The sequence below is a fragment of the Anaerosolibacter carboniphilus genome (assembly GCF_014205875.1).
In the GTDB taxonomy this organism is placed as follows: Bacteria; Bacillota; Clostridia; order Peptostreptococcales; family Thermotaleaceae; genus Anaerosolibacter; species Anaerosolibacter carboniphilus.
The window spans coordinates 32,745-46,728 of record NZ_JACHEN010000015.1; the positions used below are offsets into that span (position 1 = coordinate 32,745).

At 36.5% G+C, this 13,984-nt stretch carries 14 protein-coding genes; all 14 read left to right on the top strand.

The features are described 5' to 3' along the window. The first annotated feature begins 8 nt into the window (after positions 1–8). From fliM to HNQ80_RS12670, 14 genes are read left to right on the top strand one after another with little or no spacing between them, the layout of a single operon-like run. Positions 9–995 carry a flagellar motor switch protein FliM gene (gene fliM / locus HNQ80_RS12605; protein WP_184311020.1) on the top strand — a complete coding sequence of 329 codons (987 nt, stop codon included), beginning with the start codon at positions 9–11 and terminating at the stop codon, positions 993–995. Between the two features lies 1 nt (position 996). Further along, positions 997–2,160, top strand: coding sequence for a flagellar motor switch phosphatase FliY (gene fliY / locus HNQ80_RS12610; protein WP_184311021.1), 1,164 nt, complete (start codon positions 997–999; stop codon positions 2,158–2,160). Positions 2,161–2,175: 15 nt separating this feature from the next. Next, complete coding sequence (locus HNQ80_RS12615) at positions 2,176–2,538, top strand: response regulator (RefSeq protein ID WP_184311022.1); 363 nt, start codon at positions 2,176–2,178, stop codon at positions 2,536–2,538. 22 nt (positions 2,539–2,560) lie between these two features. Further along, positions 2,561–3,115: a FliO/MopB family protein gene (locus HNQ80_RS12620; protein ID WP_184311023.1), complete on the top strand. Its 555-nt coding sequence runs from the start codon at positions 2,561–2,563 to the stop codon at positions 3,113–3,115. Beyond that, positions 3,102–3,878 carry a flagellar type III secretion system pore protein FliP gene (gene fliP, locus HNQ80_RS12625; protein ID WP_334297388.1) on the top strand — a complete coding sequence of 259 codons (777 nt, stop codon included), beginning with the start codon at positions 3,102–3,104 and terminating at the stop codon, positions 3,876–3,878. Before HNQ80_RS12620 ends, fliP begins: the two co-directional genes overlap by 14 nt. Positions 3,879–3,891: 13 nt before the next feature. Continuing rightward, positions 3,892–4,161, top strand: coding sequence for a flagellar biosynthesis protein FliQ (gene fliQ, locus HNQ80_RS12630; protein WP_184311025.1), 270 nt, complete (start codon positions 3,892–3,894; stop codon positions 4,159–4,161). A gap of 15 nt (positions 4,162–4,176) precedes the next feature. After that, on the top strand, positions 4,177–4,965 hold the full coding sequence (fliR, locus tag HNQ80_RS12635; protein ID WP_184311026.1) for a flagellar biosynthetic protein FliR: 789 nt from the start codon (positions 4,177–4,179) through the stop codon (positions 4,963–4,965). A 4-nt stretch (positions 4,966–4,969) separates the two neighbouring features. Next, positions 4,970–6,058 carry a flagellar biosynthesis protein FlhB gene (flhB, locus tag HNQ80_RS12640; protein ID WP_184311027.1) on the top strand — a complete coding sequence of 363 codons (1,089 nt, stop codon included), beginning with the start codon at positions 4,970–4,972 and terminating at the stop codon, positions 6,056–6,058. Positions 6,059–6,069: 11 nt separating this feature from the next. After that, the gene (gene flhA / locus HNQ80_RS12645; protein ID WP_184311028.1) at positions 6,070–8,097 is read left to right on the top strand and encodes a flagellar biosynthesis protein FlhA; all 2,028 of its coding nucleotides are present in this window, start codon (positions 6,070–6,072) and stop codon (positions 8,095–8,097) included. Between the two features lies 1 nt (position 8,098). Then, entirely contained in the window at positions 8,099–9,241 is a 1,143-nt protein-coding gene (flhF, locus tag HNQ80_RS12650) for a flagellar biosynthesis protein FlhF (protein WP_184311029.1), read from the top strand. Next, a complete protein-coding gene (locus HNQ80_RS12655) occupies positions 9,234–10,154 on the top strand; it encodes a MinD/ParA family protein (protein ID WP_184311030.1) in 921 nt (306 codons plus the stop codon). The genes flhF and HNQ80_RS12655 overlap by 8 nt, the downstream gene beginning before the upstream one ends. A 56-nt stretch (positions 10,155–10,210) precedes the next feature. Then, positions 10,211–10,876 carry a flagellar brake protein gene (locus tag HNQ80_RS12660; protein ID WP_184311031.1) on the top strand — a complete coding sequence of 222 codons (666 nt, stop codon included), beginning with the start codon at positions 10,211–10,213 and terminating at the stop codon, positions 10,874–10,876. Then, positions 10,877–11,929: a protein-glutamate methylesterase/protein-glutamine glutaminase gene (locus tag HNQ80_RS12665; protein WP_184311032.1), complete on the top strand. Its 1,053-nt coding sequence runs from the start codon at positions 10,877–10,879 to the stop codon at positions 11,927–11,929. Between the two features lie 4 nt (positions 11,930–11,933). Then, positions 11,934–13,958: a chemotaxis protein CheA gene (locus HNQ80_RS12670; RefSeq protein ID WP_184311033.1), complete on the top strand. Its 2,025-nt coding sequence runs from the start codon at positions 11,934–11,936 to the stop codon at positions 13,956–13,958. The last annotated feature ends 26 nt before the right edge of the window (positions 13,959–13,984 follow it).

Genomic DNA, 13,984 nt, shown 5'->3' on the forward strand with positions numbered 1-13,984 from the left:
TGACGTAATTGTCCGATGTATTGTCACAGAGTGAAATAGACGCCCTGCTCCAGGCATTGAGTACAGGAGAGGTAGACGTTCAGGAGATCCAAGAGGATACGAAAGAAAAGAAAATTAAAAAATATGATTTTCGACGACCTGATAAATTTGCGAAGGATCAATTACGTACGCTTCAGGTTATTCACGAGAATTTCTCAAGATTATTAAATACCTATTTGTCAGGGTCATTAAGATGTTTGGTAAATGTAGATGTCTTTACGGTAGAGCAATTGACCTACCATGAATTCAGTAATTCTATTTCAAATCCTGCAGTTTTAGGCATCGTAGATTTTTCGCCTTTGTCTGGCCAAATTATTTTCGATATTACGCCGGATATTGCGTTTACGCTTATTGATCGCATCTTGGGTGGAAGCGGCAAGCCGATGGATGAGAATAGGAATTTTACTGAGATTGAGATTACGCTATTAAAATCAGTAATAAAGCAGATGATTCGTTTACTAAATGAACCATGGGAAAATGTTTTGGATCTAGAACCAAGGCTTGAAAAAGTAGAGACCAATTCGCAATTTGCACAACTGATTTCTCCTAACGAAACCATTGCACTCATAACATTGAATATTAAGATAGGAGAAGTAGAAGGAATGCTTAATATTTGTATTCCACATCTTGTGATTGAGCCAATATTGTCTCAGTTAAGTACAAAATACTGGTTTAATAGCACCACGAAAGAATCAACACCCGATGATCAGAAAATAATAGAAAGCCGTATCAACAAAGCATACATTCCTGTGCGTGCTGTGATTGGAAAAACCTATATTACGGTGAATGAATTTTTAGACCTTCAAGTAGGAGATGTAATCCAGCTTGATACGACGATCAATGAGGATATGAAAATTTTTGTTGGAGACGAACTGAAGTACAGAGGAAAACCAGGAACAAAAAAGAAAAAAATGGCAATACAAATTGTAAGTGTTGAACGAAAGGAGGAAATCTAAAATGGGTGATATGCTATCTCAAGAAGAAATAGATGCTTTGTTAAATGGTACATCGAATACTATCAAAAGCGACGAGAAGACATTAGATGAAAATGAAAAGGATGCCCTTGGAGAAATAGGAAATATCAGCATGGGGACTTCCGCGACAACATTATTTACACTATTAGGGCAAAAAGTTACAATCACTACACCGAAAGTATCCATATTGTCGGTTAGGGAGCTGCAGGAAAACTATCCAATTCCAATTGTTGTTGTGGAGGTAAAATATCGAGAAGGTCTCGAAGGTACGAACTTGCTGGCACTAAGGGAAGATGATGTTAAGATCATTACAGATCTTATGATGGGTGGAGATGGAACGAACTTTACAGGTGATCTGACTGAGCTTCATCTCAGCGCTATCAGTGAAGCTATGAATCAAATGATTGGTTCCGCGTCTACGTCTTTAGCAGAAATATTCCATAAGAAAATTGATATTTCGCCACCAAAGGCTTTTGCGGTGAATTTTTCTAGCAATTCTTTAGGCTTGGAATTATTTCAACCGGATGATAAAATTGTAAAGGTAGCCTTTAGAATGGTGATTGGTAGTCTCATAGATAGTGAGATTATGCAGATTATTCCTATTGATTTTGCGAAAACTCTGGTGAACAATCTATTTGAGGGTAACGCAGAAGCAACTGCTGAAAATCATAATATGGCTCCAATTCATACAGCGCCAGGAAAACCTGCAAAAGCACCAGAGTACCATGTTGACCAGATGGATTATGCATCACAAAATAGTCAGCCACACTATATGGAGGATTATAGTACTATGCCAAGTTCAGCTACTATACCAAATAGACAAATGCCTGTGAATGTGCAGCCTATTCAATTCCAATCCTTTGACGAACCAAGAACGAGAAATGACAGGGAGCATATCGCTTTACTTAGGGATGTGCCGCTGGAAATAACCGTAGAACTGGGTAGAACGTCAAGAAGAATTAGTGAAATTTTAGATTTAACACCTGGTTCTGTTATTGAACTGGATCGACTAGTGGGTGAACCTTTGGATATTCTAGTAAATGGACAACACATTGCAAAAGGAGAAGTTGTTGTTATTGATGAGAATTATGGCATCAGAGTGACTGACATTTTAAATCAAGATAAAAAATTGAACAAGATTAAATAACAAGGAGGAACACAAATGTCTAAAGGAATTTTAATAGTTGATGATGCAGCGTTTATGAGAATGATGATCAAGGATGTTCTTACGAAAAATGGATTACAAGTGGTAGGTGAAGCTGAGAATGGTGCAAAAGCTATAGAAAAGTACAAAGAACTTCAGCCGAACCTTGTGATTATGGATATTACAATGCCTGAAGTAGATGGAATCCAGGCAGTAAAGGAAATTAAAAAAATCGATGCCAATGCAAAGGTAATCATGTGTTCTGCAATGGGACAACAGGCAATGGTTATAGAAGCAATTCAAGCTGGCGCAAGAGACTTTATCGTAAAACCTTTTCAAGCTGACCGTGTCATTGAAGCTGTAAGAAAGGTTCTGGGTTAACTAGAAAGGGGATATATTCAGTATGTTTCATATGCTGCAAATTCCTGTTTATGCTGTGATAGAAGCGAAAGATCCCAGTGGTTTGCGTATGATTGGACAGTTGTTTTCGTTGATTTTTATGTTTATCCTAATCATAGCTGCAGCATACCTTACTTCTAAATACGTTGCCAAGAAGGGCGCTGTTATAGCTGGGAATAGAAATTTAAAAGTTGTTGAAAGATTGAATTTTGGTATTGATAAAGCAATGTATATAGTCAACGTGGGCGATTGCTATTATCTAGTAGCAGCAAGCAAAAATACATTTCAACTAATTGATAAACTTGAAAGAGAACAAATAAAAATCTTTCAGCATGAAACCGGAACTGGAATTTCTAATAAGGTATTTGATACCTACCTGGAAAAATTCATGAAAAAGAATAAAAACAATGAAGAGGATTCTTTAACTCAATTTGAAGATATGAATCCATTTGGTTTTGTAAACAATAAAGATCATTTGCTAAATAAGCTGAATCGGGTGAAAAGCCGAAGTGAAGAGCTTAATAAGCATAGAGATAAGGATGAAAATGATGAAATCTAACAAAACTAAAAGAATATCTATCATTACGCTGTTGATACTACTCGTTTTTGTCTTTTCTTTTTCTATTGTTTCTGCTGAACCAAATCTACCAATCCCCAAAATTGGTTTGAGCTTAGATGAGGCAAATTCTCCCCGAGAAGTAGCTAATAGTATTGAAATACTCTTCATGCTTACTGTGTTAGCGCTGGCACCATCTATTTTAATGATGATGACATGCTTTACTCGAATTATTATTGTTTTATCCTTTGTGAGAAAAGCAATATCTACTCAGACTACACCGCCAAATCAGGTGCTTATTGGTTTGGCCCTATTTCTTACCTTTTTTATCATGGCACCTATAGGGGCTAAGATAAATAGTGACGCAATTCAGCCATATCTTGCAGAGGAAATTTCTCAAGAAGAAGCCTTAAGCAAGGCCATGGAACCTGTAAGGGAGTTCATGTTCAAGCAAACCAGAGAAAAGGATCTAGCCTTATTTGTTAATATTTCAGGAAGTGCAAAGCCCAACAAATTAGAAGATGTACCTACAAAGGCTTTGATACCTGCTTTTATTATCAGTGAATTAAAAACGGGCTTTCAAATTGGATTTGTTTTGTTTATCCCCTTTATTGTTATAGATATGGTTGTTGCAAGTACGCTAATGTCTATGGGGATGATGATGCTTCCGCCTGTAATGATTTCACTTCCCTTTAAAATACTATTGTTTATTATGGTAGATGGTTGGAATCTAGTTATTAAGTCCCTGATCATGGGGTTTAAATAGGAGTGCATAGATCATGAGTGAAGGTTTAATTATTGAGTTGTTTCAACAGGCCATGTTTAATGTTATCATTTTGTCAGCGCCCATGTTAATACTTGGACTTGTGGTAGGTCTTGCTGTAAGTATTTTTCAAGCAACTACACAAATTCAAGAGGCTACCCTTGCTTTCGTGCCTAAAATTCTGGCTGTACTGCTGGCAGTTATTGTATTTGGGCCTTGGTTATTGGCTACTGCAGTAGACTATACCCAGGAGCTTTTTTTAAACTTGAATAAGTTTGTACAGTAGATAGGATGAGATAATTTGGAAATTATCGAAATGTTATTAGATCAAATGGGTATATTGATTTTAATTTTCGCAAGGATTGTGGGCATGCTCCTAACAGCCCCCATATTCAGTCAGAATAATATACCCACCAATGTAAAATTAGGCTTTTCTTTAATACTTGCTTTCATTCTATTGCCTATTATGAAAGTACCAGCAAATCTACAACTTGACAATTTTTTTGAGTTGATGCTTCTTGGGTCTAAAGAGCTGCTGTTGGGGATGATGATCGGATTTATTTGTTATCTTTTCTTCAGCGTTGTGTATATTGCAGGTCATATGATTGATATGGAAGTCGGGTTTTCTATGGCGAGCGTATTGAATCCTATGGATGAAAATGATGAAATTACCCTTAATGCAAATCTTATTTTTACCATGGCTGTACTTGTTTTTTTATCCGTCAATGGCCACCATACATTAATACAAGCTCTTAAACAAAGCTTCGATATCGTGCCTCTAGGAAAATTAAATATCAATGGAATGATGATTGAAAAGCTCATTTCCATATTTATCTCCATATTCATCATTGCGTTCAAGTTTTCGGCACCGATTGTTGTAGCAATATTTTTAACGAATGTCCTGCTGGGAATTCTGGCGAGAACGATGCCTCAAATGAATGTGTTTGTCGTAGGGGCGCCGATAAAGATTTTGCTGGGTATTATTGTCCTGTTTGTTGTTTTTCCGCTGTATATCGGGTTTTTCGAATATATATTTGATACGATGTTCGAACACCTATGGGATTTTCTCCATGCCATAGTAAAAGGATGATAAAATGTATCTTTTTGATATAAATTTACAGCTCTTCACTGGTGAAAAAACTGAAGAAGCCACACCCAAAAGAAAAAAGGATGCAAGGGAAAAGGGCCAGGTTCTACAGAGCAAAGAAATAAACTCAGCGCTGATATTGCTGTTTACTTTTCTTGCACTTCAATTGGCAGGAAAATATATCTATAGTAGCCTGGCACTATATATGAAGAATATATATACATTCACAATAAACGATGAAACAATTTTTACTGTAAATGGAATTCACAAGGTTTTTATGGTCATGATCTGGGAAACTGTCAAGGTTGTCGTACCTATTTTAGGATGTGCCTTCGTGGTGGGATTATTGAGCAGCTATATGCAAGTTGGATTCTTATTTACTACGAAGCCCCTGGGTTTTAAATTGGATCGGCTTAACCCAATCAATGGTTTTAAGAAGATATTTTCGAAGAAATCAATTGTAGAATTCTTGAAATCCATTATGAAAATAGCAGTTGTTGGTTATGTCACGTTTAGTTATGTATTAAAGCAGTCAAAAAATGTAGTAAATATTTTGGATATGGAAATAAGCGGTATTATTGCTTTTTTAGGGAAGGCCACAATAAATGTTGCATTTAGAGCGGCTCTCGTTCTTATTATTTTAGCAGTACTAGATTATTTTTATCAGAAATGGGAGTTCAACAATGAATTAAAAATGTCTAAGCAAGAAATTAAGGAAGAATACAAACAAACCGAAGGAGATCCTCAAATCAAATCAAAAATAAAAGAAAGACAAAGACAGATGGCCATGAGGCGAATGATGCAGGATGTACCAAAGGCCGATGTAATTATTACCAACCCTACCCACTACGCAGTAGCGGTTCGCTATGATCAAGAACAGGATAACGCACCTATTGTATTGGCGAAGGGACAAGATTTAATTGCATTAAACATTAGAGAGCTGGCGGGAAAGCATGATGTACCCATTATTGAAAATAAGCCTTTGGCAAGGGCATTATATAGTTCTGTGGAAATTGGAGAGTACATTCCTCCAGACTTATATCAAGCTGTAGCTGAAGTATTAGCTTACGTTTACAAATTGAAAAATATGATTTAGGAGGAAGGCAAATGAAGTTTGGTGATATCGTTGTATCTCTAGGGATTATTTCGATTGTGCTTATCATCATCATTCCTATACCATTGTTTTTACTGGATGTATTATTAAGTTTAAATATATCCTTGTCCTTATTGATTCTCTTGATATCTGTGTATAACAAAGAACCATTGCAATTTGCTGTTTTCCCATCCATGCTATTGATTACAACTCTGTTTAGGCTCTCATTGAATATTTCTACTACGAGAAATATTCTGTCTAACGGCTATGGCGGCGAAGTAATTGAAGCCTTTGGGGAATTTGTAATTGGGAGTAATGCCATAGTTGGATTCATCATTTTCTTAATTATAACGATTATTCAATTCCTCGTTATTACGAAGGGATCCGAGAGGGTATCAGAGGTAGCTGCACGATTTACATTGGATGCTATGCCAGGTAAACAGATGGCAATAGATGCTGACCTCAATTCAGGACTGATCAGTGAGAGTGAAGCGAGAGATAGACGTAAGAGAATACAGAAGGAAGCAGATTTTTATGGTGCGATGGATGGAGCCAGTAAATTCGTTAAAGGTGATGCCATTGCAGGAATTATTATAACAATTATTAACATTACAGCAGGGTTTGCTCTTGGTATGGTTGGCGGTGGCTTAACACTGACAGAAGCGATATCAAAGTATACACTTTTAACTGTTGGGGATGGTTTGGTGGGACAGATTCCTGCTCTATTAATATCAACAGGAACGGGTATTGTTGTAACGAGGGCAGCGTCAGATTCAGACTTAGGGAACGATGTTCTATCCCAATTATTTAATCAACCCAAAATCATGTTCATCATCTCTGGTGTACTCCTGTTATTGGGATTAACACCTTTACCTAAAGTACCCTTTTTTACACTGAGTGCTGTATTTTTATATTTGGGATTTAACTTAAGAAAGTCTATAAAAGAAAGTGAAATAGAGGAGCAGGAAATTGCTCAAGGCAGTGAAGTGGAGGAAATTAGAAAACCTGAAAATGTAATCCCGTTGTTGCAGGTGGACCCTATCGAATTAGAGTTTGGATATGGAATCATTCCATTAGCTGATCCAAATCAAGGGGGGGATCTTTTTGATCGTCTGGTAATGATTAGAAGGCAATGTGCCCTTGAATTAGGAATTATTGTTCCAATGATACGGTTAAGGGACAATATTCAGCTAGAGCCTAATCAATATGTGATAAAAATAAAGGGCGTGGAAGTTTCTGATGGGAATATTGTCTTTGATCATTACTTAGCGATGAATCCAGGATCTGCCGAAGGTGATATTATGGGAATTGATGCGATTGAACCTGCATTTGGATTACCTGCAAAATGGATTTCGAATGACGAAAGAGAAAAAGCTGAAATTTTCGGTTATACAGTTGTAGACCCATCTTCTGTTATTTCTACTCACTTAACTGAAATCATTAAAAGGCATTCAAGCGAACTGCTAGGTAGACAAGAAGTGAAAACGCTATTGGATAATGTGAAGGAGCACCATGGAACCCTTGTAGATGAATTGGTACCTAAGATATTATCCATTGGTGAAATCCAAAAAGTGTTGTCAAATCTGTTGAGAGAAGGAATTTCTATTCGAGATATGGTTACAATCCTTGAAACCCTTGCAGATTATGGTCCTATAACGCGGGATAGCGATATGCTAACGGAATATGTGAGACAGTCTTTAGCGAGAGCGATAACAAAACAGTTTATCGAAGGTAAGAGAGCGAAAGTAATTACCTTAGAGCCAGCTTTAGAGCAAATCATTATGGAATCTATTCAGCAATCAGAGCATGGTTCATATTTAAATTTAGATCCTATGATATCTCAAAACATATTGACCAACCTATCTCAACAAGTCCAAAAGTTAATGGCCATTGGAGAACAACCGATTATTCTTACTTCTCCGATTGTTAGATTTTACTTTAAGAGATTATCTGAACAATTGGCACCGGAATTGATAGTTCTTTCCTATAATGAGGTTGATACTAGAATAGAAGTTCAGTCGGTAGGGGTGGTGAGTGCATAAGATGAAGGTGAAAAGATATATAGCAGGTGATGCCCAAGAGGCAATGCTAAAGGTCAAATCGGAATTAGGAAACAATGCCGTGATTTTGCATTCTCGAAAAATAAGACGCCCAGGGATATTTGGTGTATTCAAAAAACCTCTTGTAGAGATGGTTGCTGCGATCGAAGAAAATAGTGAAAAAAAGACAATACATCCTATCGAACAGAATAATAAAATAGGAAAAGTGTTTCAGTCAGACCCTAATAAGATTGATGAACTACACAACCAGGTTGGAAGCATTCATGCCTTACTAAATGATGTGTTAAATAGGATGGACTCAATGGAACCCTCCAAAGATGGACAGGGCCTGAAAAAAGATGAGATTTATGAAAAGTATTTAACCTTGCTGATACAAAATGATGTAGATCATAATCTCTCAGAAAAGATATTATCCATTGTAAAAAAACAAATGAGTTTTTCGAAAGAAAATGAAGAAGCCATCAAAAATGCAATTCGAATTAAGATTCGAGAATACTTAGGACAACCTTCTCCTGTAGAGGAGGCAAAAGACCAGCAAAAAATAATCGTTTTAATTGGACCTACTGGAGTAGGAAAAACAACTACATTAGCTAAGCTAGCTGCAAAGCTGTCCATAAATGGGAGAAAGTCAGTTGGTGTTATTACTGCTGATACCTATAGGATTGCAGCTGTCGATCAACTGAGGACTTATAGCGAAATATTAGGAATTCCATTGAAAGTTGTATACGAAGCGCAGGAAATGAAGAATGCTTTGTCGAATTTTAAGGATAAGGATATTATTTTAATTGATACAGCAGGAAGGAATCATAAAAACAGCGAGCAGATAGAAGAGGTAAAACAGTTGATAGGACCCATTGAAAATCCTGAAATATTCCTGGTGATCAGTGCTACAACTGGGTATAAAGACATAAAAAACATTGTTAGTTCTTATGATTTTATCAAGGATTACAAGTTACTTTTCACTAAAATAGACGAATCCAGTACAAAGGGAAATATATTGAATACAAGAATACTAACAGGTAAAAATCTATCCTATCTAACAATAGGACAAAGCGTTCCAGATGATATAGAACTTGCCAACCCTGATAGAATTGCAAATAGTATTGTAGGTGAAAAAAATGAATGATCAAGCGCAGAGATTAAGGGAAATTATCAATAACTTAAAACAAAACAATTCTGAAACAATTATGGATCAGGGCAAGATAAATACCATGAATGAGAAAGATGCAAGGGTAATTACGATTACCAGCGGAAAAGGTGGGGTTGGTAAATCCAATTTCACGATTAATCTTGGACTAGCCTTAAGAAAGTTAGGCTTTAGTGTTGCCATTTTGGACGCAGACCTAGGATTAGCAAATATAGACGTAATTATTGGACTGATTCCCAAATACTCTTTAGCTCATGTCATTAGAAAAGAAAAAACCATCAAAGAGGTTATGACAGAAGGCCCCCAAGGAATCAAAATTATTTCCGGGGGCTCTGGCCTAAGGGAGCTGGTGAACCTTACAGAGGAGCAACTGAATCATTTGATCGAGAATCTTAAAGTCATTGGAAAAGAAACAGATTTTATTTTAATTGACACTGGAGCAGGGATCAGTCATTCGGTGCTCTCCTTTGTAAATGCTACGGACGAAGTAATATTAGTTACTACACCAGAACCAACGGCCATCACCGATGCATATGCCATGATTAAAAATATCGTAACTGAGGATGCAGAAAAAAGAATTCGTCTTTTGATTAATCGAGTAGAAAATAACCAAGAAGGCCTGGATATTTATAATAAACTGAATACTGCAGCCCAAAGATTTTTAAACATTACGCTAGAACAACTGGGATATCTTTATGATGATACGGTTGTATCTAAATCTGTAAAGTCTCAGAAACCCTTTATATTGAATTATCCCAACAGTTTGGTAAGTCAAGGGATTAATTCAATTGCTTCAAGAATTATCAACGAACAAATCACTGAAGTGTTTGAAGTAAGCGGATTTAAAAGATTTATAAATAAGTTTTTTCATGGACAGAGAAAATCGATATAGTCCATTGGATTTATGAAATGATAATCTAATGCAGAAGGGGGAAGAGTCTAAGGAATATGAGTGGTTATGATTTACCATCTATTGGAGATAGAATCGAAATTGAGAATAGTACGATCATGAAAAATGATGTAAAGTTAATAAGCCAAGTATTAGATATAATAGACGAAAAGCACATGTCTATAGCTATGCCAATTGTAAATAGTGTGGTGGTGCCCATACCCACTGGTGAAATTGTACAAATTAAATATGCCAAAAAAAGCATAGGGGTATTTGCCTTCAGTGCCCGTGTGTTGGCAAGAAAACATTCAGAACATCTGTCTTATATGAAAATGGAGAGATTAAGCGATGTAAAAAAAGTACAACGAAGGGATTATTTTCGTTTAGACATTGTATTAGATGTAAAAATGAAATTAGTAGAAACAAATGGTGTAGGAGACAACAATAGCTTCAGTGCATTAACGAAGGATATTAGTGGTGGTGGTTTGAGACTAATTTCAAAAACAAAGTTGTCTGCCAATGATCTCGTAGATATTTCACTAAAAACCGATGATGGAACAATTCAAGCGAGGGGCCGTATTATACGTTGTGTGCCATATGAGAGTTCAGGAAGTGATTATGAAATCGCTATTATCTTTGATGCGATTGATGAACAAGCAAGAACGCAAATCATATCCTTTATATTTAAATACCAAAGAAAAATGAAGAAAAAGGGATTGGTATAGATGAAAAAGCTCAACGTTTTAGTTGTCGATGATTCAGCCTTCATGCGAAAAGTAATTACGGATATAATTGAGGATGATCCAGCGTTTAAGGTTATAGGAACAGCAAAAAATGGACAGGAAGCTATCGAAAGAATTAAAGAATTATCGCCAGCGATGATCACAATGGATGTTGAGATGCCTATTATGGATGGAATAACGGCCCTGAAGATGATTATGAAAGAAATGCCACTACCCGTGCTAATGCTAAGCAGCTTAACGAAAGAAGGGGCAGATGCTACTGTTAGTGCTTTAGAACTCGGAGCCGTTGACTTTATTGCTAAACCTTCCAGCATATTTAAAATGAATACGGAAGATATGAAGCAGCAGCTGCATGAGAAATTGAAAATAGCCTCGAAAGTGAATATGAAGTCAAAACATATCTCTAAACCTGAAATGACAACTTCGGACAGGAACGTTTTTAATTTTAAAGAGGATATAAATCTTAAAAATATAGTAGCTATAGGAACTTCTACGGGAGGGCCAAGGGCGCTACAAAGCGTTATTCCATTTCTACCTAAAAATATTCCAGCTAGCATTTTAATTGTTCAACATATGCCACCAGGGTTTACGAAATCCTTGGCTGAAAGATTGAATAACCTATCAGAAATTACAGTGAAAGAGGCAGAAGAAGATGACATCCTTTTGTCAGGTCATGCTTATTTGGCGCCAGGAGACAGACATATGAAGGTTGTAAAAGTTGGTAATTCATTTAGAATTAAGCTAACAAAAGATCAGCCTATGTCTGGGCATCGTCCATCTGTAGACTATATGATGAATTCTCTTGCCCAGCTTCAGATGAAAAATATGATAGGTGTAATCATGACAGGGATGGGGTCCGACGGAGCGGAAGGGATGAAGAACATTAAACTAGGTGGTGGTATTACAATTGGGCAAAATGAAGAATCCTGTGTGGTATATGGCATGCCTAAGTCAGCTGTAAACCTAGGTTGTGTGGATGTATTAGTTTCTCTAGAAAGCATTGCGGAATCAATAATAAAAGCTGTGGGGGTGTAAAGCTATGGATATGAGTCAATATTTAGAAATATTTATTGAGGAGTCAAAAGAGCATTTACAAAACATGAATCAGAGCTTATTAGAATTAGAAAATGATAATAATGAGCTAGGTCTTTTGAATGAAATTTTTAGGGTTGCACATACCTTAAAAGGTATGTCTGGTACCATGGGATTTAGCAAGGTGGCAAGTCTTACCCATGAGATGGAAAATGTACTACAGTCCCTTAGAAGTAATGAGTTAAAAATTAGCGGAGGTATTATCGATGTCCTTTTTGAGTGCTTAGACACTTTGGAAGGATACATTAGCGAAATTGAAAAAACTGGAGATGAAGGAACCAATGATTCTCAAGCTTTGATTCAAAAACTAAATGGAATTATGTCAAATGATTCGAATTTAGAAGGTCAAAATTTACAAAGCAAAGAATCTACATCTAGTTTGCAGCAGAATAACATTAATATCGAAATTGAGGATTTTTCAAAAAATGCTATTGAAAAGGCATCTCTTGAGGGCCATAAATGTTTTAAATTAAAAATTGTTTTGAGTCCAAACTGCATGCTGAAATCTGCTAGAGCGTTTATCATTTTTAACACATTGGAAAGGGACTGCGAAATTATTAAATCAAGTCCTTCTGTTGAAGATATCGAAGATGAAAATTTTGATCTTGCTTTTGATTTAGTTATTATCACAAAGCTGCAGTTAGAGGAGATCAAAAAGGAAATAGAATCTATTTCAGAGATTGATGAAGTACATATTCAGCCTGTTACGATCGGTGCGGCTAGTCCTAGAAAAGAAGTTATTCAATTGGAAAAGAGTATCGTAAACGAGGATGACCAAGAGAAGCAGGTGGATGAAAAGAAAGCATCCAAGGCAAAGAAACCAACTGTTGGAAAAACAGTTAGGGTAGATATTGATAGATTAGATAATTTAATGAATTTGGTCAGTGAACTAATTATCATTAAAACAAGATTAGAAGATATTGATGATTCAGGCAAAAAACACAATATGAATGAGGCTATTGAGTATTTAGAGCGAATCACTACAAGTCTCCATGATGCTGTTATGAAGGTCCGAATGGTTCCTATCGAAAGAGTGTTCAATAGATTTCCTCGTATGGTTAGAGATTTATCAAAGGAGTTGGGTAAGGAAATTGAGCTTTTCATGTCTGGAGAGGAAACAGAAGTGGATAGGACTGTTATTGACGAAATAGGGGATCCTCTTATCCACTGCATTAGAAACTCCATTGACCATGGCATTGAAGATCCTGAAACAAGAAAAGCTCTTGGCAAACGTGAATATGGAACAGTCAAACTGGTAGCATATCCAGATGGAAATAGTGTAGTTATTGAGGTTGAAGATGATGGCCAAGGCATCAATATAGAAAAAGTCAAAAGTAAAGCAATCCAGAAAGGCTTACTAAAGAAGGAAGAAGCTGAAACCCTCGATGATAAGGAAGCGGTGAATTTATTATTTCATCCAGGTTTTAGCACCGCAGATAAAATCTCTGATATATCAGGAAGAGGCGTAGGGTTAGATGTGGTAAAGACAAAGATCGAATCCCTTGGAGGCGTGGTAGAAGTTCAAACTGCTAAATCGAAAGGAAGTAAATTTATCATTCGCTTACCACTTACTCTAGCAATCATCCAGGCATTATTGGTCAATGTGGGCTCTGAGAAATATGCAATACCTTTGAGTTCAATTAAAGAGATTGTTACGATAAATGCAACAACGATTAGAAAGGTGCAGAATCAAGAGGTCGTATTATATAGAAATACAACATTGCCAATATTGAGGATGAATCAAATATTACAAGTTGCAGAGTCTGGTCAAGGAAAAGAAGACTTGACTGTCGTTGTGGTTCGAAAAGGGGAGAAGACTGCAGGCTTCATTGTAGATAACCTCATTGGGCAGCAAGAAATTGTAATCAAATCATTAGGCAAATTCCTTTCTGGCATTAAGGTTATAGCAGGCGCAACAATTTTAGGAAACGGTCAGGTTGCATTGATTGTAGATACGAATTCCTTGTTGTAAAAATCAATCCTACAAAAAGGGGAGAA